This is a genomic window from Mucilaginibacter boryungensis, assembly GCF_015221995.1.
GTDB classification, from domain to species: domain Bacteria; phylum Bacteroidota; class Bacteroidia; order Sphingobacteriales; family Sphingobacteriaceae; genus Mucilaginibacter; species Mucilaginibacter boryungensis.
On record NZ_JADFFM010000002.1, the window covers coordinates 649,881 to 670,893 of the forward strand.

At 44.1% G+C, this 21,013-nt stretch carries 16 protein-coding genes; 12 read left to right on the forward strand and 4 right to left on the reverse strand.

Going from position 1 to position 21,013, the window contains the following annotated elements:
- The first annotated feature begins 78 nt into the window (after window positions 1-78).
- The 6 genes from purH (at window position 79) to rodA (ending at window position 7,496) form a co-directional block, all read left to right on the forward strand.
- Window positions 79-1,611 (forward strand): bifunctional phosphoribosylaminoimidazolecarboxamide formyltransferase/IMP cyclohydrolase, encoded by a 1,533-nt coding sequence (gene purH / locus IRJ18_RS15810; RefSeq protein WP_194107278.1) that lies wholly within the window; start codon window positions 79-81, stop codon window positions 1,609-1,611.
- Between the two features lie 162 nt (window positions 1,612-1,773).
- Complete coding sequence (locus IRJ18_RS15815) at window positions 1,774-2,796, forward strand: rod shape-determining protein (RefSeq protein WP_194107279.1); 1,023 nt, start codon at window positions 1,774-1,776, stop codon at window positions 2,794-2,796.
- A 97-nt stretch (window positions 2,797-2,893) separates the two neighbouring features.
- Window positions 2,894-3,727, forward strand: a complete 834-nt coding sequence (gene mreC / locus IRJ18_RS15820) for a rod shape-determining protein MreC (RefSeq protein ID WP_194107280.1) — start codon at window positions 2,894-2,896, stop codon at window positions 3,725-3,727.
- Window positions 3,720-4,238, forward strand: coding sequence for a rod shape-determining protein MreD (locus IRJ18_RS15825; protein ID WP_194107281.1), 519 nt, complete (start codon window positions 3,720-3,722; stop codon window positions 4,236-4,238). The genes mreC and IRJ18_RS15825 overlap by 8 nt, the downstream gene beginning before the upstream one ends.
- Window positions 4,235-6,238 (forward strand): penicillin-binding protein 2, encoded by a 2,004-nt coding sequence (gene mrdA / locus IRJ18_RS15830; RefSeq protein ID WP_194107282.1) that lies wholly within the window; start codon window positions 4,235-4,237, stop codon window positions 6,236-6,238. The genes IRJ18_RS15825 and mrdA overlap by 4 nt, the downstream gene beginning before the upstream one ends.
- Complete coding sequence (gene rodA / locus IRJ18_RS15835; protein ID WP_194107283.1) at window positions 6,231-7,496, forward strand: rod shape-determining protein RodA; 1,266 nt, start codon at window positions 6,231-6,233, stop codon at window positions 7,494-7,496. The genes mrdA and rodA overlap by 8 nt, the downstream gene beginning before the upstream one ends.
- A 58-nt stretch (window positions 7,497-7,554) precedes the next feature.
- On the opposite strand, the gene IRJ18_RS15840 is transcribed toward rodA, so the two are convergent.
- Window positions 7,555-8,532, reverse strand: a complete 978-nt coding sequence (locus IRJ18_RS15840; protein ID WP_194107284.1) for a hypothetical protein — start codon at window positions 8,530-8,532, stop codon at window positions 7,555-7,557.
- A 73-nt stretch (window positions 8,533-8,605) separates the two neighbouring features.
- On the opposite strand from IRJ18_RS15840, the gene IRJ18_RS15845 reads away from it, so the two are divergent.
- Complete coding sequence (locus tag IRJ18_RS15845) at window positions 8,606-9,181, forward strand: thymidine kinase (RefSeq protein ID WP_194107285.1); 576 nt, start codon at window positions 8,606-8,608, stop codon at window positions 9,179-9,181.
- Window positions 9,182-9,191: 10 nt separating this feature from the next.
- On the opposite strand, the gene IRJ18_RS15850 is transcribed toward IRJ18_RS15845, so the two are convergent.
- Window positions 9,192-10,061: an AraC family transcriptional regulator gene (locus IRJ18_RS15850; RefSeq protein WP_194107286.1), complete on the reverse strand. Its 870-nt coding sequence runs from the start codon at window positions 10,059-10,061 to the stop codon at window positions 9,192-9,194.
- 105 nt (window positions 10,062-10,166) lie between these two features.
- Window positions 10,167-10,535, reverse strand: a complete 369-nt coding sequence (locus tag IRJ18_RS15855; protein WP_194107287.1) for a response regulator — start codon at window positions 10,533-10,535, stop codon at window positions 10,167-10,169.
- Window positions 10,536-10,847: 312 nt separating this feature from the next.
- On the opposite strand from IRJ18_RS15855, the gene leuS reads away from it, so the two are divergent.
- From leuS to IRJ18_RS15870, 3 genes are all read left to right on the forward strand, one after another.
- Window positions 10,848-13,628 carry a leucine--tRNA ligase gene (gene leuS, locus IRJ18_RS15860; protein ID WP_194107288.1) on the forward strand — a complete coding sequence of 927 codons (2,781 nt, stop codon included), beginning with the start codon at window positions 10,848-10,850 and terminating at the stop codon, window positions 13,626-13,628.
- A gap of 310 nt (window positions 13,629-13,938) precedes the next feature.
- Window positions 13,939-16,407, forward strand: coding sequence for a TonB-dependent receptor domain-containing protein (locus IRJ18_RS15865; protein WP_194107289.1), 2,469 nt, complete (start codon window positions 13,939-13,941; stop codon window positions 16,405-16,407).
- 271 nt (window positions 16,408-16,678) lie between these two features.
- Window positions 16,679-18,055 carry a M20/M25/M40 family metallo-hydrolase gene (locus IRJ18_RS15870; protein ID WP_194107290.1) on the forward strand — a complete coding sequence of 459 codons (1,377 nt, stop codon included), beginning with the start codon at window positions 16,679-16,681 and terminating at the stop codon, window positions 18,053-18,055.
- 15 nt (window positions 18,056-18,070) lie between these two features.
- Here the strand turns inward: IRJ18_RS15870 and IRJ18_RS15875 are convergent, their stop codons facing one another.
- A complete protein-coding gene (locus tag IRJ18_RS15875) occupies window positions 18,071-18,568 on the reverse strand; it encodes a hypothetical protein (RefSeq protein ID WP_194107291.1) in 498 nt (165 codons plus the stop codon).
- Window positions 18,569-18,720: 152 nt separating this feature from the next.
- Here IRJ18_RS15875 and dnaG point away from each other — a divergent pair, with 152 nt between their 5' ends.
- Complete coding sequence (gene dnaG / locus IRJ18_RS15880; RefSeq protein WP_194107292.1) at window positions 18,721-20,643, forward strand: DNA primase; 1,923 nt, start codon at window positions 18,721-18,723, stop codon at window positions 20,641-20,643.
- Complete coding sequence (locus IRJ18_RS15885) at window positions 20,643-21,011, forward strand: YraN family protein (RefSeq protein ID WP_194107293.1); 369 nt, start codon at window positions 20,643-20,645, stop codon at window positions 21,009-21,011. The genes dnaG and IRJ18_RS15885 overlap by 1 nt, the downstream gene beginning before the upstream one ends.
- The last annotated feature ends 2 nt before the right edge of the window (window positions 21,012-21,013 follow it).

The following is a 21,013-nucleotide window of genomic DNA, read 5'->3' on the forward strand; positions in this document are numbered from 1 at the left end:
TCTGAAAAAAACCAGGCGCAAGTCTCTAATCTCTGCTCTCAAATCCCTACCTTTGCGGCTTAAAAAAAGCCCTACCGCATGAGCCAGTCTGTTCAAATTAAAAATGCTTTAATATCAGTTTATTACAAAGATAACCTTGAACCCATTATTCGCGAGTTAGATCGCCTTGGTGTAACCATTTATACCACTGGCGGCACCGAAACTTTTATTAAAAGTTTGGGCGTTGATGTGGTAAAAGTGGAGGACCTTACCAGCTATCCATCCATACTGGGCGGGCGTGTAAAAACCCTGCACCCTAAAGTATTTGGCGGCATACTGGCCCGTCGCAGTTTTGAAGGCGATCAACAGCAACTGGCTGAATACAAGATACCGGAAATAGACCTGGTTATTGTTGATCTGTACCCTTTCGAGGAAACTGTAAGATCGGGCGCGGGGCAGGATGATGTTATAGAGAAAATAGATATCGGCGGCATTTCGTTGATCCGCGCGGCAGCTAAAAACTTTAAAGATGTGGTGATCGTAGCATCAAAAGATGATTACAGCGACCTGGAAACCATCCTGAAACAACAAAATGGCAACACTACATTTGATCAGCGCCGCAAATTTGCTGCTAAAGCGTTCAATATCTCGTCCGATTATGATACCGCTATCTTTAACTACTTTAACCAGGACGAAGGTATGCCGGTATTTAAACAGAGCATCGATCGGTCGAAAGTATTACGTTATGGCGAAAACCCACACCAGCAGGGCGTATTTTACGGCAACCTGGATGCCATGTTTAATAGTTTGAGTGATAAGGGTAAAGAACTTTCGTACAATAACCTGGTAGATGTTGACGCGGCCGTAGCCCTGATTGATGAGTTTACCGAACCAACAGTAGCGATATTAAAACATACCAATGCCTGCGGCGTAGCAACCCGCCAGTTTATTAAAGAGGCCTGGATAGACGCCCTGGCGTGCGACCCGGTTTCCGCCTTTGGTGGTGTAATTATCACCAATACAGAGATTGACGCTGAAACCGCTGCCGAGATTGACAAACTATTTTACGAAGTGCTGATAGCCCCGGCTTACACAGATGAGGCTATTGCCATCCTTACCGCGCGTAAGGGCCGCATTGTGCTGGTGCGCCAGCCGGTTGAGTTGCCGCTGAAACAATTTAAAACTTTACTGAACGGCGTTATTGAACAGGATAAGGACCTGGTGATTGAAGGCCCGGCAGAAATGACAACCGTAACCAACCGCCAGCCAAGCGAGCAGGAACTGAAAGACCTATTCATTGCCAATAAGATTACAAAAAACACCAAATCGAATGCTATTGTACTGGTTAAAAACAACCAGATGCTGGCCAGCGGTGTAGGCCAAACATCACGTGTGGATGCCCTGAGGCAAGCTTTAGCCAAAGCCGAATCATTCGGGTTTGATGTAAAAGGCGCGGTTATGGCATCAGAAGCCTTCTTCCCGTTTCCTGATTGCGTAGAGATTGCTGCCGATGCCGGTATCACCGCCGTATTGCAACCGGGTGGTTCTATTAAAGACCAATTGTCTGTAGATATGGCCAACCAAAAGGGTATCAGCATGGTGACTACCGGGGTGCGCCATTTTAAACATTAATACCAAACTAATTTTTACCTGAAGGGCACGAATTAAAGAAAAACAGAGTTATTAATTACGAATTTGAATTATTTTAAACAAATCGTTAAAAACCTGTTCTTATTCGTAACATTCGTATTTATAATTAGTTAGATTTGCAGATTATTTCGAAATACACGCCACATGGGTTTATTTAATTTTTTCACACAAGAGATTGCTATCGATTTGGGTACCGCAAATACCCTTATTATACATAATGATAAAGTTGTAGTTGATGAGCCATCAATTGTGGCTTTTGACCGCACCACCAACAAAGTTATTGCTATTGGCCGCCAGGCTATGCAGATGGAGGGTAAAACCCACGAGAACATCCGCACGGTGCGCCCGCTGAAAGACGGTGTAATTGCCGACTTTAACGCTGCCGAGCACATGATACGCGGCATGATCAAAATGATAAACAAAGGCAAAGGCTGGTTTTTCCCGTCGCTGCGTATGGTTATTTGTATCCCATCGGGTATTACCGAGGTGGAGAAACGTGCAGTGCGCGACAGTGCCGAAATTGCCGGCGCTAAAGAGGTTTACCTGATACACGAACCAATGGCTGCTGCCGTGGGCATCGGTATCGACGTAGAAGAACCTATGGGTAACATGATCATCGATATCGGCGGTGGTACTACCGAGATTGCGGTTATTGCCTTATCGGGTATCGTTTGCGACCAGTCTATCCGCGTAGCGGGTGATAACTTCGACTCAGATATCGTTCAATATATTCGCCGTCAGCATAATATTATGATCGGTGACCGTACTGCTGAAAAGATAAAAATTGAAGTAGGGGCGGCATTGCCTGAACTGGCCGATCCACCATCGGATTTTGCCGTACAAGGCCGCGACCTGATGACCGGCGTACCAAAACAGATCACCGTATCGTATACAGAAATTGCGCATTGCCTGGATAAGTCTATCTCTAAAATTGAGGAAGCGATATTAAAAGCGTTGGAAATAACCCCGCCCGAACTTTCGGCCGATATTTACCAAACAGGTATTTATCTTACCGGAGGTGGCGCATTGTTGCGTGGCTTAGATAAACGTATTGCCGCTAAAACCAAACTACCGGTACACGTAGCCGAAGATCCGCTTCGCGCCGTAGTACGCGGTACCGGTACAGCGCTTAAAAATATTGGTAACTTTAAGTTTTTAATGCAATAGTTTTAGTAATGATTGAATGAGCGAAGGAGTGAATGAGTGATTTTACTGATTCAACTATTCGCTCATTCACTAACTCACTCATTCACTCCTTAACAAAATGCGCAACCTACTGATATTTATTGCCAAGTATAACGCATTTTTTCTGTTCATTATTTTCGAGGTTAGCGCGCTGGTTATTTACGTTAAGTACAATTCGTTTCAAAAAGCAACTTTTATTAACTCGGCTAACCAGGTTACCGGTAACCTATACGCCCGTAGCAATGAATTGAACAGCTACCTTTCCCTGCGCGAAGTGAATGACCGCCTGGCTAAAGAGAATGCCATGCTGCGCAATCAGCTTAAATCATCTTTTTATGTTGATACACTGGCTAAACACAAAGTATCCGACAGTGTATACAAGCAGCAATATGAATATATCCCTGCCCGGGTAATAAACTATTCTATTAATAAACGCAATAACTATTTAACTATCGACCGCGGATATAGCCAGGGCATACAAAAGGGCATGGGTGTAATTTGCAGCGATGGTGTAGTTGGCAAAGTGGTTTACGTATCCGATCATTTATCCTTAGTGCAATCCTTATTGCATAAGGATACCAAAATAAGCGCTATGCTGGCCGATAATAAAGTAATTGGTTCCTTAGAATGGGGCGATGACCTTGACCCAAAGAAAGCGCAGTTGGTTGATGTTACCAATAGTGTAAAGCCGCATATTGGCGAACGGGTAGTTACTTCTGAATATTCTTTGTTCCCCGCAGGCATCCCTATAGGTAAAGTTATAACACTTCATACCAAAAGCGGCGGCTTCTTTTTAAATATGGAAGTAGGCCTTTCGGTTGATTTTAGCAGGCTGCAGTATGTAAATGTAGTAAACAACAAGTTTGCTTTAGAACAGGCGACACTGGAGGCGCAGCGTAAAAAAGATGAGTAGAACGATCCTAATTAATATCGTCAGGTTCCTGGCGCTGATATTTGTACAGGTTTTCCTGTTAAAAAATATCACGCTTTATAACTTATCTATACCCTACCTGTATATCCTTTTTATACTATTATTACCGTTCGAAACGCCTAATATCCTTTTATTTGCCTTATCATTTATACTGGGTTTAACTATCGATACCTTTTATGATACGCCGGGTCTGCATGCTGCAGCATGCGTATTACTGGCCCTGGTACGTATCCTTTTTATTAGCATTACGGTACAAAAAGATGGTTTTGATAACGATCCGGAACCAACGCTCAGCATTATGGGCTTCCGCTGGTTCTTTACTTACGCCCTTATTTTAACTTTATTTCACCATTTCTTCCTTTTCAACCTGGAAGTTTTTCGCCTGTCCGAAATACAATATACCTTTACACGTTTTATTTTAAGTTCAATATTTACAGTATTTTTAATGCTGGTTTCGGGGTTGTTATTTTTCAGGAGAAAAGAACGTAAATGAACAGTTTTTTTGCGCGGCGCTACGTTATAACAGGTATTTTCATTGTCATCTCGCTGGTATTACTGGCCCGGTTGTTTTATATGCAAATTATAGACGACCGTTATTTCCTGTATGCCAAAAACAATGTGGTACATACGGTAATTAAGTATCCTGCCCGTGGTATTATATTAGACCGTAACGGTAAGATACTGGTTGATAACCAGCCGGTTTATGATATTATGGTTACCCCGAAACTGGTAAAACAGTTTGATACTTTAGAATTTTGCAAGCTGATAGGTATAGATATGCCTACTTTTTATAAGCATTTTCAAAAGGCTTATAAATATTCACCCAGTCGCAAATCTATTTTTGAAGGACAGTTATCTCCACTGATATACGCCTCCCTGCAAGAAAGAATGTCCGAATTTCCAGGCTTTGAGGTAGTATTACGGTCTGTTAGAACCTATCCTGATTCCATCGCTGCCCAGTTTTTAGGTTACATTGGCGAGGTTAACGATGCCCGTATAAAAAAATCAAATGGGTATTATCATCTTGGCGATTATGTGGGTATAAGCGGCGTAGAAAGTTCTTACGAACCAGAATTACGCGGTCAGCGCGGCGTTGAGCAACAATTGGTTGATTCGCGCGGGACGGTTAAAGGCCGTTTTGCCAACGGCGCTTTCGATACTGCGGCTGTTGCCGGTGAACGCTTAAAATCATCATTAGATAGCCGCATACAAAAGCTGGGCGAACAACTGATGAACAACAAGGTGGGCAGTATTGTAGCTATTGAACCCAGCACCGGCGAAATACTTTGCTTTGTAAGCAGCCCTACCTATAACCCTAACCTAATGGTAGGGCGTGATAGGGGTAACAATATTGCTAAACTATATCAAAACCCATATATCCCCTTTTTGATAAGGACCATACAGGCACGCTATCCGCCAGGTTCATCTTTTAAGCCCTTAAGCGCGCTTATTGCCATGCAGGAGGGTGTTATTACCCCGCAAACTACCTATTTTTGCCCTGGCTATTATATTGCAGGTAATCGCAGGATACAATGTTACCACGGCGAACGCCATGGCCTGGTTAACCTAACCAGCGCGGTGGCCGAATCGTGCAATGGTTTTTTTGATATGGTGTTTGAAAAGCTAATTAACCGTGCCGGTCCACGTAATACAGATACGTCTTTCACCGCATGGCGCAATAATGTAGCTAAATTTGGCTTAGGTTCAAAGCTTAATGTTGATCTGCCGGGCGAAGGCAGTGGTTATTTGCCTAAAGCATCGTTTTATGATAGATTGTACCATAAAGGCGGCTGGCGTTCAAGTACCGTTATCTCATTAGGCATTGGCCAGGGCGAATTATTGGCCACACCCCTGCAACTGGCCAATATTGAAGCTACCATTGCCAACCACGGATTTTTCTACAAACCACACTTAATAAAAGCCATTGGCGATAAGGAAGTAATAAAGCCTGAATTTACAGTGAAAAATTATGTGGGGGTAGATGCGCAATACTTTGAACCGGTTATAGACGGGATGCAAAGGGTGGTTGAACAGGGCACGGCAGCGGGCTCAAGAATACCTGGCATAGTAATGTGCGGAAAAACAGGCACAGCAGATGTTTCGCATGGAAAACCTAACTCGGTATTTGTGGCCTTTGCCCCCCGTGAAAACCCAAAGATAGCGATAGCCGTAGTGGTTGAAAACTCTGGACAGGGCGCTACCTGGGCGGCACCAATTGCCAGTTTTATAGTAGAAAAGTACCTGCGTGATAGCATTACCAGCAGACCATCAGGCATTGAGCCTGGTTATTACATGAACTCCAATTTATTGCCCGAGATCATCACTAAAACCCCGCCAGTTAAAAAGGCTGCCACCGATACGGCAAAAAAGCCCGCTGAAGCCGATACCTCAAAACGGGTAAAACAGCGTTCGGCACAAAACCATCAAAACAAAACGCCGCTGATGAAACAGACAGCGGCACTTTTCAAAAGAAAGGAATTAGCGTATGAATAACCAGCGCAGTTTTTTCTTTAATGTTGATTGGATCACTGTATTCATTTACCTGGCGTTGTGTACTATTGGCTTGTTCAATATCCGCGCGGCCGTGTTTAACCCCGATCATCCCTACCTGTTGGATATGGATACCAATTATGGGAAACAGTTTATTTACATTATAGTTGCCATTACTTTAGCTATTATTATACTGTTGCTTGAAAGCCGTTTTTTAAGCGCGCTGGCGCCGGTATTTTACGTAATAACTGTATTGCTACTGATGCTGGTATTAGTGATAGGGCGAAATGTGGGTGGCAACCAGGCCTGGATAAACCTGGGCGGGGGCTTCCGGTTGCAGCCGTCCGAATTTGCCAAGTACACCACCTGTTTGCTGTTGGCCCGTTACCTTAGCGGCACCAACATAAAAGTAACCGAAGTTAAATCGTTCCTGATAGCAGGGGGCATTATTTTGCTGCCCATGGTGCTGATAAAAATGCAACCCGATGACGGCTCGACCCTGGTATTCTGCTCGTTAATATTTGTATTATACCGCGAGGGCCTGTCACCATATTTTCTGATCGTTACCGGGCTGCTCATCACATTGTTTGTATTATCACTTATTACACCCAATTTGTGGTACCTCATTAGCGCTATCATCATTATAGGCTTATTCCTTATTTACTTCTTCAGGCGAAACCGCCGGATGGCTTTGGGTTTGCTGGCGGGTATGATATTAAGCGCCGCCTTTGTTTTTGCCATCCGTCCGTTGTATGAGCATGGGTTGAAATCGCATCAGCGCGAACGTATTGATGTGGTACTGGGCATAACGCACGATACCAAACATGTGGGCTATAATCAAAACCAAAGTAAAATAGCTATTGGCTCGGGCCGTATGTGGGGAAAGGGTTATTTGCAGGGTACGCAAACCAAGTACTCGTTCGTACCCGAACAAAGTACCGACTTTATTTTTTGCACCGTTGGCGAAGAATGGGGATTTGCCGGCTCGCTGGTTATTGTGGGTTTATACCTGGGCTTGTTGTTGCGCATTATAGCCATAGCCGAAAGGCAACGATCGCCGTTCTCGCGCATCTACGGCTACGGGGTAGCGTCGGTTATCTTCTTCCACTTCTTCATCAACATCAGCATGACTATCGGTTTTATGCCGGTAATAGGTATACCACTACCCCTGATAAGCTACGGTGGATCATCGTTACTTAGCTTTACCATTTTGATATTTACCCTAATCAAACTGGATTCGAACAGGATGGGGATAGTTTAGCCCCCAACCCCTAAAGGGAGTTTGCGTTATTGTTCCCCTTCAGGGGGGTTAGGGGGTATTACAAGTACCTCCGTTGCAGCAACGCGTAAAACTTATCGGCGGTGGCGGCTTTATCGGCCCAGTTATTTTTGGTGGCGTAGCTGTTTTTTAAAAAATTCTGCGCTTCTTCAAAGGTTTTTAGCCGGTTCAATATATCTAATGCTTCGCTGTAAGCCAGGCTATAGCCATTAAACAAGTCTTTCACATACAGCATTTTATCATTCAACGTAATGGCGCTTTTCAAATCACTGATGGGCTGCCCTACCAGGTTATCAGAAACCCGGCTGGCACTCATTTGCGCCGACATGCGCTGGTTCAATGTGATGACCTGCTCTTCCTCTACTAAAATTTGGGTATGCTTAACCTCAGCTGCAACTGGTGCAGGTACTGGTTTAGCTTCGGGTTTTGGCTCTTCTACAACCGGCTGGGCTACTTTTACCGGTTCGGGTTTTAGCTCCTCTGCTTCCGCCAGTTGGGGTTCCAAGTCTATATCGTCTTCTTCATCCCAATCTTCCCCGATATCTTCCAATGTCAGCTCATGCCTGATGGTTTCGGGTTCGGGCTCTTCCGCTTTTATTAGTATGGGCGCAGGTTCTGCTGCAACAGGTTCTTCTATAGGCTTTGTTTCCTGTTCTGCTTTATTGCCAATTTCAAACTCGATGGTATGCGCGGGCTCTTTAACTTCCTCCGGATTAACTACTGCAGGTTCTTCGGGCGAATCCATTACCGGTTCAAAATAGCTTGGTTCATTTTCCTGTTTTGGTTCAGCAACTTTCGCAGGTTCAGGTGCCGATGCTATGGGTACCGGGGCCGGCGCGGCATGTACGTTCAGTTTTTTAAGGATATCAATATGGTCGGATAAAAAATGGGCGTTAGCCGCCAATAATTCTAATTCCAGGTCGTTGTATACTCCGTTTGCTGTTTCCAGGTATTCATACTGTTCATTTATTTCCTTGATAATACCGCTTATCTTTTTAAAAACTTCCTGCTGCTTCATGGATATAATTTGGTAAAATGACAATCAAAAATAACATTAAATTCTGATATTAGCAGGCTTAAGGAATTGGTAAATGCTGTTTAACGAAGAAGTTTTTAAAAGGCGGAGCGAGCTTGGCGGGAGTGTTGAAGTGATATGCGGATCGATGTTCTCGGGCAAGACCGAGGAACTGATACGCCGCTTGCGCCGCGCCCAGATAGCCCGGTTAAATGTGGAAATATTTAAACCAAAAACCGATACCCGCTATCATGAAACTGAAGTTGTTTCGCACAACCAAAATTCTATTCCATCTACCCCGGTCGATAGTTCATCTGCTATATTATTGTTGGGCAGCCAGGTGCAGGTTGTGGGTATTGACGAGGCCCAATTTTTTGATGATGAGCTGCCCAACGTTTGCAACATTTTAGCCAACAAAGGCGTGCGTGTTATTATTGCCGGGCTGGACATGGATTTCCAGGGCAAACCGTTTGGCCCTATGCCGGGGCTTATGGCTATGGCCGAATCTGTTACCAAAGTACATGCGGTATGTGTTAAGTGCGGAAACGAAGCCCTTTATTCTTATCGGTTAGTACCTAACGATGCCAAGATATTGTTGGGTGAAATGGAAAGCTACGAGCCCAGGTGCAGGCATTGCTTTGGCTTGGAATAACCTCCAGGCCTTAAGTCGTTATAAACTCGCGCTTATAATCCAGCGGACTTTTATTGGTGATTAGCTTAAAGTATTTATGGAAACTGGCAAAGTTATTAAAGCCGCTTTCATAGCATATTTGCTTAACGCTGTATTTATTATCTATCAGCAACTTACAGGCATACCCTACCTTTATTTCAATAATAAACTGCGAATAGGTTTTTTTAGTGCGGGCTTTAAAATACCGACAGAAAGAATTAGGGCTGATACCCGCCACAGCGGCAATTTCTTCCAACTCTATCTTACGCTTAAAGTTGCTGAACGAGTAATCATAAACCACGTTAATGCGGTCGTTCTCCTGCCCTGCATATTCATTTTTAAACCCAATAGACGATAATTGCTGAAGATCTTTAGCGCCGGAAATAACATTCAATATCTCCAACAGCATAATAATCCGCTCGGGGCCTTCGGTTGCTAAAAGCCTGCTTAAAATTTTAGATATAGTTTCTTTAACATCTTTCGATAAGGCAATCCCGCGTTTAGCTTTGTCTAATAAAGTACGCAATACCGTATTTTCAGGCAGTAAAAGGAAGCGGTCTCCCCAAAAATTCTCGTTAAACTGGGCTACGTAAGCCTTAGCCAGCAGGTCATCATCATTGTGGAAATAAATATCATCGAACCTGAAAAAATGGGGCAGGTTTGACCCTATCAGGAAGATATCGCCGGCTTTAAACCGTTTTATACTATCGCCAATAAAATGTGTTCCCTCACCCTGCTTTATCTGAATGATCTCTATCTCGGGATGATAGTGCCAGTTTTTATTAGCCTGTAACCCAACATCTTCCCGGATAGTAAAGGAATGAGAAAGCCCGTTGAAAACTTTAAGTAATTGCGCCTTCATTAATGCCTTTATATAATTGTTTTGATAAAATTAAATAAAATATAGGATATCAAAACGCTAAAAGCGCTAATTGCTGTATCTTTTTTGTGAAAATTAAGAGAATCGTTACAATACGTGCTTGTTAATTATTGCGATCAGGTCGTTCAGGTCGAAGGGTTTTCTTAGAAAGCCGTCTGCCTGCCCGGCGTCGGCAACCTCGCGTATATTGCTTACAGCAGATACGATAATGATAGGAATATGTTTAGTATCGGGGTTGGTTTTAAGTTCTTTACTAATTTGCTGCCCGTTAGCATCGCTTTTCCAATCAGTTAGCCAATTATCCAACAATATCAGGTCGGGTTTGATCTTATGGATAGACTTCAATATCTTCGAATCTTCAGACGCCACCACATCAAACATGCTCTCTTCAAGGGCATAGGTAATAGTTTCCCTGATATCCCGGTCATCTTCAATTACCAATATTTTTTTGGCCATAATCTGTTTTAGCGTTCTGTTTAACGTTTATAAATAACCGGGGCGGTACTACGGTTATTGACCAACCCGTTACCATATAACAATATGAAGTATGCCTTTTGTTTTACCCTAAGGCATTTTTTATGAAATTGGAATGAAATTGTTGCATTAATATCGCATCATACTACGCTATTGAATTATTATATTTCTCAGTTGTTGATTAGTTTAAATTCGTAGCGCTCACCAATACCCAATGACATTCTCTACTAAGTTAATATACAATTTAAGCCGTTTTTTGCTAATTTTGCGCTTTATTTCGCGGATAGTATACTTATGGATTATCAATTTAAGGATATAGAGCAAAAATGGCAGCAGTTTTGGGCTGACAACAAAACTTTTGCGGCTGACAATCAATCGGCTAAGCCAAAATATTATGTGTTGGATATGTTCCCTTACCCATCGGGAGCAGGGCTGCATGTGGGCCATCCGCTGGGCTATATCGCTTCTGATATTTTTGCACGTTATAAAAGGTTGAAAGGCTTTAATGTGTTGCACCCTATGGGGTACGATTCGTTTGGTTTGCCGGCCGAGCAATATGCCATACAAACCGGTCAGCACCCTGCCATTACTACCGAAACTAATATTGCAACCTACCGCCGCCAGCTTGATCAGTTAGGCTTCTCGTTCGATTGGAGCCGCGAGGTGCGCACCAGTTCGCCCGATTATTACAAGTGGACACAGTGGATATTTATGCAGCTATTTAATAGCTGGTATAATAAAGATACCGATAAAGCCGAATCCATCAGCACCCTGGTAGCCCGTTTTGAGCAAAACGGTTCAACCGGTATTAACGCGGTTTGCGATGAAGACATCGAGACCTTTACCGCTGCCGAATGGAAAGCCAAAAGCAACCGGGAACAACAGGAAGAACTGTTAAAATACCGCCTAACCTACCTGCGCGAAAGCACTGTTAACTGGTGCCCGGCATTAGGTACCGTATTGGCTAACGACGAAGTTAAAGACGGTTTCAGCGAGCGCGGTGGCTATCCAGTTGAACAGAAAAAAATGAACCAGTGGAGCATGCGTATTACTGCTTATGCCGAGCGTTTATTGCAAGGTTTGGATACTATTGACTGGCCCGAACCACTGAAGGAAATGCAGCGTAACTGGATCGGCAAAAGTACTGGTGCGAGTGTCAAATTCCCGATTGATAATTCTGACAAGAGCATTGAAGTTTTTACAACCCGTGTTGATACTATCTTCGGGGTGACTTTTGTAGTGCTTGCACCTGAACATGAACTGGTAGCCGAATTAACTACGCCTGAACAAAAGCAAAGCATAGAAACCTACATAGCCCAAACCAAAAAGAAAAGCGAGCTTGACCGCATGGCCGATACCAAAACGGTATCGGGCGCGTTTACCGGCAGCTACGTAAAAAACCCTCTGAACGGCGAGTTGATCCCACTATGGATTGCGGATTATGTATTGGCTGGCTATGGTACAGGGGCGGTAATGGCCGTACCATCGGGTGATCAGCGCGATTATCTGTTTGCCAAGCACTTCAATTTACCGATAGTCCCTATCATCGATATCCAAAATATAGAAACCGAAGCCGACCCGACCAAGGAAGGAAAATATGTCAATTCGGATTTCATTAACGGGCTGGATTATAAAAACGCTACGGCATCGGTAATTGCCAAATTGGAGGAAATTGGCGCCGGCAAAGCCAAAGTAAACTTCCGCATGCGCGATGCCATCTTCGGTCGCCAGCGTTATTGGGGCGAACCGGTGCCGGTATATTTTAAAGATGATCTGCCCTACCTGATAGGCGAGAACGAATTACCGTTGATACTGCCTGAGATAGATAAATACCTGCCTACCGAAAGCGGTGAGCCACCGTTGGGAAGGGCAACCGGCTGGAACTATAATGGCCAGGAATATGAATTAAGCACCATGCCCGGCTGGGCTGGCAGCAGCTGGTATTGGTACCGCTATATGGATGCCCATAACGATAAAGCCTTTGCATCGAAAGACGCTATTGCCTACTGGAAAGATGTTGACCTGTACATTGGCGGCAGCGAGCATGCTACCGGTCACCTGTTATACAGCCGTTTCTGGAACAAGTTTATGAAAGACCTTGACCTGGTGGTTGAGGAAGAACCTTTCAAAAAACTGATTAACCAGGGGATGATCCAGGGCAGGAGTAACTTTGTGTATCGTTTGGTTGATGATGAAGGACGCGGCACTAATACTTTTGTATCAAACGGTTTAAAATCACAATACAAAACATCGGCATTGCATGTGGATGTCAATATTGTAGATAACGATATACTGAACATAGATAAATTCAAAACATGGCGTGAAGAGTATGCCGATGCGGAATTTGTTTTAGAGAACGGTAAATACGTTTGCGGTGTTGAGGTTGAAAAAATGTCAAAATCCAAGTTCAACGTGGTTAATCCTGATGATTTGGTGGAACGTTTTGGCGCCGATACCCTGCGCATGTACGAAATGTTTTTAGGTCCGTTGGAGCAAAGCAAGCCGTGGAACACTAACGGGATTGAAGGTGTGTTCAAGTTCCTGCGTAAATTCTGGCGTTTATTTCACGATGCCGACTGGAACTTCAAAGTATCGGATGCGGAACCAACTAAAGCCGAGCTGAAATCGCTGCATAAGATCATCCGCAAGGTGGAAGAAGATATCGAGCGTTTCTCGTTCAATACCTCGGTATCCAGCTTTATGATAGCAGTTAACGAGTTGACCGACCAGAAATGTAATAACCGTGCGATATTGCAGGACATGGTGATCGTTTTATCAGCCTACGCCCCGCACATTTGCGAGGAATTATGGGTGTTGTTAGGCAACGAAGCCGGTACGCTATCCTACGCGCCATACCCAAAATATAACCCGGCTTATATGATAGAGGATGAGTTTTCGTACCCGATATCTATTAACGGCAAAACCAAAACCAACATCAGCATATCGCTAAGTCTTGACCCACCAGCTGTGGAAGCGCTCATCCGCGAACACGCCGATGTACAGAAATACCTGGCCGGTGCCGCCATTAAAAAGATAATTGTAGTAAAGGGCCGGATTGTGAATATTGTGGTGTAGGAACCTGGATGTCATTTCGAACGAGGAACGAGGAGAAATCTTATACATGCGATAAGTAAACCGTATAAGATTTCTCCTCACCCCGTTACACAATCCGCCCCGGTTCGTTCGCAATGACATAATTGATTTTTATTCATTCCCTTTCAAATACCCATTTCCGCCATTCGCCTGCTGTAATCCACCATTCGCCGAAAAAGCATTGGCGAAGAGGATCAGCCCATTATTTTTGCACCATGTTTATGGATGAAAATTTTAAAAAATCTTGTAACATTTCATCAAAAACAAACTCTTATTCCAAAATTAACCATAAATGAAACGTATAATTTTACTTTTAGCAATATTCTGTTCCGTATTATCGGCCCATGCGCAATTTGGCGGAGGTGGTTCGTCCATCGTGGGAAAGATCTCGGGAACAGTTATAGATTCTATAACCAAAAAACCGGTGGATTATGCCACTATTAGTGTGTTCCACAGCGGTGGTAAAGCACCACTAAACGGGGTGGTAACCGACGAAAAAGGTAAATTTAACCTGAACAATTTACCTTCCGGTAAATATAAAATTACAGTGGCTTTTATTGGTTATGGTACAAAAACTTTCGACCCGGTTGTTACCACGCTTTCTAAGCCTGATAATAACATGGGCACCATTATCCTGGCCCCAAGCTCAAAATCACTTCAACAGGTTGACGTGGTTGGTCAGCGTGCGCTGATCGAAAACAAAATTGATAAGATCGTTTACAACGCAGAAAAAGACCTTACATCAGCCGGCGGTAATGCATCGGATGTGTTGCGTAAAGTACCTTTGGTAGCAGTTGACATCAACGGTAACGTATCGTTGCGCGGCGATCAGAATGTAAAAGTGTTGATCAACGGTAAACCATCGGGCGCCATGGCCAATAACCTGGCCGATGTATTGCGTTCGTTCCCTGCCGACCAGATCAAAAGTGTCGAAGTGATCACTTCGCCATCGGCTAAATACGATGCGGAAGGTACTGCGGGTATCATTAACATCATTACCAAAAGCAAAAACATTTCGGGTGTTAGCGGCGCTATCAGCGGCGGTATAGGTACCCGTCAAAACAATGGTAACGCCAACTTAAACATCAAGCAAAACCGTTTAAGCGTTACCGGTAACTTTGGTGGTAACTTTACCTGGCCACAAGTAACGCCCACTACTTTCCATAGCTATAACGATTCGTTAAACATCACCAGCGATCAAACCTCAAGCCGTACCATAAAACGTTACGCTTACACCGGTTCGGGCGAGCTGAATTATGATTTTAACAACTTTAATGCTATCCATTCATCTATCAGGTTTAACCAGGGTGGTTTCAAAACCAACGGTACTACCAATTACCATACCGTTACATCTACCACCAATTCTATTTTCGACGCCCTGAACGATACCAAAACGGTGTTCGGTGGCTTTGACTGGATTGCTGATTATACGCACAAGTTTAAACAGGAAGGCCACGAACTGACTTTTAGCGGCGAGTGGAGCCATAGCAATACTGATGTAAACTACACCAATATTTTCTCTAATTCATCAGCACCCAGCCAACGTGCTACCAATGGTGGTATAAACAATGAATATACCGCGCAGGTGGATTATACCTTGCCTATCAGCAAAAACGTTAAAATGGAAGCTGGCGGTAAAAGCATTTCGCGTATCATTAGCAGTAACTCAAACTTTTATAAAGGAAGCGGAGACCCAGCCAATTATCCGTACGATGCAGGCTCATCAAACATATACGATTACAACCAGTATGTAACTGCCGGTTACAGCGTATTTAGCTTCACCTTACCTAAAAGCTGGAGCCTGCAAACAGGCGTGCGTGTGGAAAACACTAAAATAGAAGGAAAATCTGCCAATACTACCCTGGGTTTGCAACCCTTTACCGATAACTATACCACCTTTGTACCAAGCTTTGCCGTATCGAAACAAATTAATGGCACACAAACCTTTAAATTAAGCTACAGCAAAAGGATACAGCGCCCAAGCTTATTGTTCCTGAACCCGTTTGTGAACAATAGCAACCCGCAAAACGTATCAAAAGGTAACCCTACATTAGCCCCCGAAGTTGGCCAGACAGTTGAGTTTAACTACTCAACCTATATTGGTGCATCGGTTATTAATGCGTCGGTATACTACAAATACTCAAAGGACTTTATTGAAAGCACCACGTTACCAATATCACCACCAACCACTACATATAATAACATTGGTTATAACAAATCTATCGGTATGTCTTTCTTTGGCTCTGTAACGCCAATTAAGCCTCTAACTTTCCGTACCAGCATTAACGTATATACCTATAACGGTAAGGCTTATCCACAATACGCGTTCCTGCAATCAAGCAACGGTGCTAAATTGCAATACAACATATTTGGCAGCGGCTCATTAACGTTAAGCGGTGGTTTCACTGCTGAAACCTTTGCTATCCTGAATTCGCCAACACGCACTATCCAGGGCAGAAACCCATCATTCGGTTTTATCGGGTTTGGTATGCGTAAGGATTTAATGAAGAAGAGGGCCTCGATTGGTATCAATACCTTGTCGCCTTTCAAAAACACCATCGATTTCGACCAGAATATTTCAAGCCGTCACTTTACACAAACCAGCCATACCGCGTTCCCATTCCGTTCGGTTGGGTTAACGTTTAGCTATAACTTTGGTAAGGTTAGCTTCAAGCCAGATAACCCATTGGCACCTAAAAAGAACGGCCTGAACGATGATTTAAAAACAGGCGGCGACCAAAACGGTGGCGGCCCAAGATAATCCGGGACACTTAATTTAAACTATATCACACAGCCTCCTGAAAAATTCGGGAGGCTTTTTTATGCCTGCAGTGTTGGAAAAGGCATTAATTCATGGTTTACGCATTTTACCCCCTATTTCAATTTAAATTATTGATTATCAAATACTTAAACAAACAAAACAACCGAATTTTGTAAACCATGTAAACCATGATTTGGAGGGGTTGACCAGAATTAGGTTTTGGGATAAGCGGCAAATTTTTAGCTTTGGATAAATTCATCCTTTCCACACAATGAAAAGACCATTACTAATTACCCTCGCCCTTATATTGGGTTTTACCACTACACAAGCACAGCAGGATTCCCTAATGCTGCGCAAGATATATGACGAAGCCCTGGTGAACGGCCAAAGCTATCAGAACCTGCGTTACCTGTGCAAAAATATTGGCGGGCGCTTAAGCGGCTCGGCTAATGCACAAAAGGCGGTGGAATGGGGCAAAAAACTAATGGAAGGCTATGGTTTTGATAAGGTTTTCCTGCAGGAGGTGATGGTACCGCACTGGGAGCGTGGTGCAAAGGAAGTTGGTTATATTATTAATGGCAGCAAGAAAATACCTGTAAAGCTTTGCGCGCTGGGCATGGCCGTAGCTACGCCGCCGCAAGGCATAACCGCAAGTGTGATAGAGGTACATAGCCTTGCCGAATTAGCCACCCTGGGCGAGAAGGCCATTAAGGGCAAAATAGTGTTCTTCAACCGCCCGTTCGATCCCAGGTTTATACAAACCTTAGCAGCTTACGGTACAGCCGGCGATCAGCGCCGCGCGGGGCCATCGGCAGCAGCCAAATATGGCGCGGTAGGGGTAATTGTACGCTCGTTAACCGAGTCGAACGACGATTATCCGCATACCGGTGCTACCCTATATACAGATGACGCACCGAAGATACCTGCAGCGGCGTTATCAGTAAAAGCGGCTAACCAGTTAAGCGCTTTATTAAAATCGCATCCGGTTAAATTTTACTTTAAGCAAAATTGCAGGCAGTTACCCGATGCCTTATCATATAATGTAATAGGTGAAATGACTGGCAGTGAACACCCAAACAGGTTCATCACTTTCGGTGGTCACCTGGATTCGTGGGACCTGGCCGAAGGCGCGCATGATGATGGCACCGGCGTAATACAAGGGCTTGAGGCTTTGCGTGTTTTAAAAGCAACAGGTTATCGCCCAAAAAACTCGCTCAGGGCAGTGTTTTTCATGAACGAAGAAAATGGCGACCGTGGCGGTTTAAAATATGCTGAATTAGGCGATAAGAATAAGGAAGAGCATATAGCCGCCATTGAAAGCGACCTGGGTGGTTTCACACCGCGTGGCTTCAGTTTTGATGGGCCATCAACAGTCCAAATGCAAAGCATTAACCACAATTGGAAAAAACTGCTGGAACCCTACGATGCTGATAAATTAATTGTGGGCGGAAGCGGATCGGATATTGAACCATTAAGGAAATATTATCCTAAAGCTGCATTAATTGGTTTTCTACCCGATTCGCAAAGGTATTTTGACGTACACCATACCCCCAATGATGTGTTTGAAAATGTAAACAAACGCGAACTGGAGTTGGGCGCAGCGGCCATTGCATCCCTGGTGTACTTAATTGATATGCGGGGGATATAAATTACGCCCCCTGAATTACCACAAAACCGGTGTAAACCCATGGTCCCACCCAATTCTGAATAAGCCGTTTTTAAAGACAGCAGTTTTAGGGCGCGGGTGCGATGAATCGTCGTGGTTCAGATTAAAATAAAGCGTGAAGTTACCTTCAAGCAAGGTATCGGTATTGGTGGTTGTGGCAAATACATTACTCTTAGAGGTATCCAAAACATAATCGGCCAGTATAATGTCACCTGAAATAATTTCAAGCCTTGCATCTATCATTGTATAACCGTTGCCCGTTCTTTTGATATAGATAGACAAATGTTCTTCATTTTTATTGCCTGCTAATGATACCGTATCCTTACGCGAATTATACCTATAAAGGTGGCCTTCGGTGCGCCACTCGGCATTGTTTTTCAGGGCAACAATAGTATTGTTCTCTTCGTTCAACGTGCAGCAATTAGTTTTTTTGCAGCTATAAAATAAAGCCGCGATAAGCATGGCAAGAGTGAGTGCGGTTAATTTGGTTTTCATAGATTTTAGTTTTCATTTAAGATTACGGGTACGATACTCCAAATGCTACATACGTTTATAAAACAAGGTAAAATGTGGAAAGCCGTTGATAAATTATGTTTTGTTTAACACAGCAACCCTAACCTATTTCCCCTACATTTGTACCTGCACGTATGATTACCAAACAAACCGTTGACCGTATTATGGAAGCCACAGATATTGTGGAGGTTATAGGTGAATTTGTGCAATTAAAAAAACGCGGCGCCAACTATATCGGCCTGTCGCCGTTCGCTAACGAGCGGACGCCTTCGTTCACGGTATCCCCTGCTAAAGGTATCTTCAAGGATTTTTCTTCGGGTAAAGGCGGTTCGGCAGTTACATTTTTAATGGAACTGGAGAAGTTCACCTATCCTGAGGCATTAAAATGGCTGGCCAAAAAATACGGGATAGAAGTTGAAGAGACCGTAGTATCTGAAGAGAATAAAGAAGAAGAGAACCGGCGTGAAAGCCTGATGATCGTTAGTGGTTACGCAGCTAAGTTTTTCCAGGACAGCCTGTGGGAAACCGAGGAAGGGCAAAACATCGGTCTTAGTTATTTTAAGGAACGTGGTTTTACCAATGAAACCATCCGTAAATTTGAGCTGGGCTACTCACCCGATCAGTGGGAGGCGTTTTCAGCGCAGGCACTGAAAGACGGCTATGTTGAGGAGTTTATTGTAGAGAGCGGCCTATCGGTTAAGCGCGAGAACGGCAGCCTATACGATCGTTACCGTGGCCGTGTAATGTTCCCTATACATAGCTTTACCGGCAGGGTGATAGCTTTTGGTGGCCGCACCTTAAAGAACGATAAGAACGTACCCAAATATGTGAACTCGCCCGAGAGCGAGATCTACCATAAATCGAATGTACTGTACGGGCTGAACTTTGCCAAAAAAGCTATCCGCGACGAGGACAATTGCTACCTGGTAGAAGGTTATGCCGATGTGATATCCGTGCATCAGGCGGGGATAGAGAATGTTGTGGCATCGTCGGGCACATCACTAACGGTAGAACAGATAAGGCTGATCGGTCGCCTTACCAAAAACATTACGATACTATATGATGGCGATGCGGCGGGTATCAAAGCATCGCTGCGCGGGCTTGACCTGATACTGGAAGAAGGCCTGAATGTGAAAGTGGTACTGTTCCCTGATGGGCATGACCCGGATACCTACGTACGCCTGTTGGGCAGTAGCGCCTTCAAGAAATATATTGATGATAACCGAAAGGATTTCATCCTGTATAAAACCGACATTTTACTTAAGGAAGCGGGGAAAGATCCGATCCTTAAAGCTGGGGTGATCCGCGAGGTGGTGGAAAGTATTGCTAAGATACCCGACTCCATCAAAGCGTCCATATTCATAAAAGAATGTAGTACGCTGATGCAGATAGACGAGCGTGCCCTGCTGACTGAACTGAATAAAATGCGGCAGGCCAAAGCCAAAAAGGATGGACAAGGCCAAACCATGCATACGCCCTTTGAAGATGCACCGATAGCCACCGAGCCCGAGCCGCAGAACCCCGAAGCCGACGGCGAATCGCAGGAAAAAGAGATCGTTAGGTTGTTGCTTTTATACGGCAACCGCATGATTGACTGGGACGGCATTACCAATACCTATATTGGCCCGTTTATGATTGCCGAACTGAACGATGTAGAATTTGAGCACCCGGTATGCAAGCAGTTCGTGGCTATTTATCGTACCGAAGTTGATAACGGTAAATTGCCAGATGAACAGCACTTTATCCATTATCCCGATAAGGAAATTGTTGATATTACCGTTACCATGCTGGCCAACCGCTACATGCTAAGTGAAAATTGGATGGACATGCACAAAATACTGGTACACGATGAGTTATCTAACATCAGGGCCGCTATTTTAGGCGCGATATTTCATTTGAAAAAACAAAAAATAGGCAAGATACTCTCTAAACTACTTGCCGACCTGCAAACTACCGAAAGCACTATAGACCAGGAGATATTAATGAACCAGTACCTTTTTATGAAGAAGGTAGAGAAAAAGATCACCGATTTCTTCGGGACTGTGATATCTAAATAATGGCCATCCACAACGACCTTGGCCGCAGGGGCGAACAGTTAGCCAAAACCCACCTGGAAAATACCGGCTATGAAGTTATAGACGAAAACTGGTGCTACGGCAAGGCCGAGGTTGACCTGATAGCGTATAAAGACCGCACTATTATTTTTATTGAGGTAAAAGCCCGTACAGGCACCGGCTTTGGAGAACCTGAAGATTTTGTTGATCTGCGCAAGCAAAAGCTATTGGCCAAAGCGGCAGATGAATACATTTACCTGATGAACCACCAGGGCGAAGTACGTTTTGATATCATCGCCATACTATTTACCAGCGAAACTGTTTATAGGCTGAACCATATTGAAGATGCCTTTTGGCCAAAACCCGAATGATC

Coding starts and splice junctions, on each gene's coding strand:
- purH (WP_194107278.1), top strand. CDS start 79: ATGAGCCAGTCTGTTCAAATTAAAAATGCTTTAATATCAGTTTATTAC.
- IRJ18_RS15815 (WP_194107279.1), top strand. CDS start 1,774: ATGGGTTTATTTAATTTTTTCACACAAGAGATTGCTATCGATTTGGGT.
- mreC (WP_194107280.1), top strand. CDS start 2,894: ATGCGCAACCTACTGATATTTATTGCCAAGTATAACGCATTTTTTCTG.
- IRJ18_RS15825 (WP_194107281.1), top strand. CDS start 3,720: ATGAGTAGAACGATCCTAATTAATATCGTCAGGTTCCTGGCGCTGATA.
- mrdA (WP_194107282.1), top strand. CDS start 4,235: ATGAACAGTTTTTTTGCGCGGCGCTACGTTATAACAGGTATTTTCATT.
- rodA (WP_194107283.1), top strand. CDS start 6,231: ATGAATAACCAGCGCAGTTTTTTCTTTAATGTTGATTGGATCACTGTA.
- IRJ18_RS15840 (WP_194107284.1), bottom strand. CDS start 8,532: ATGAAGCAGCAGGAAGTTTTTAAAAAGATAAGCGGTATTATCAAGGAA.
- IRJ18_RS15845 (WP_194107285.1), top strand. CDS start 8,606: ATGCTGTTTAACGAAGAAGTTTTTAAAAGGCGGAGCGAGCTTGGCGGG.
- IRJ18_RS15850 (WP_194107286.1), bottom strand. CDS start 10,061: ATGAAGGCGCAATTACTTAAAGTTTTCAACGGGCTTTCTCATTCCTTT.
- IRJ18_RS15855 (WP_194107287.1), bottom strand. CDS start 10,535: ATGGCCAAAAAAATATTGGTAATTGAAGATGACCGGGATATCAGGGAA.
- leuS (WP_194107288.1), top strand. CDS start 10,848: ATGGATTATCAATTTAAGGATATAGAGCAAAAATGGCAGCAGTTTTGG.
- IRJ18_RS15865 (WP_194107289.1), top strand. CDS start 13,939: ATGAAACGTATAATTTTACTTTTAGCAATATTCTGTTCCGTATTATCG.
- IRJ18_RS15870 (WP_194107290.1), top strand. CDS start 16,679: ATGAAAAGACCATTACTAATTACCCTCGCCCTTATATTGGGTTTTACC.
- IRJ18_RS15875 (WP_194107291.1), bottom strand. CDS start 18,568: ATGAAAACCAAATTAACCGCACTCACTCTTGCCATGCTTATCGCGGCT.
- dnaG (WP_194107292.1), top strand. CDS start 18,721: ATGATTACCAAACAAACCGTTGACCGTATTATGGAAGCCACAGATATT.
- IRJ18_RS15885 (WP_194107293.1), top strand. CDS start 20,643: ATGGCCATCCACAACGACCTTGGCCGCAGGGGCGAACAGTTAGCCAAA.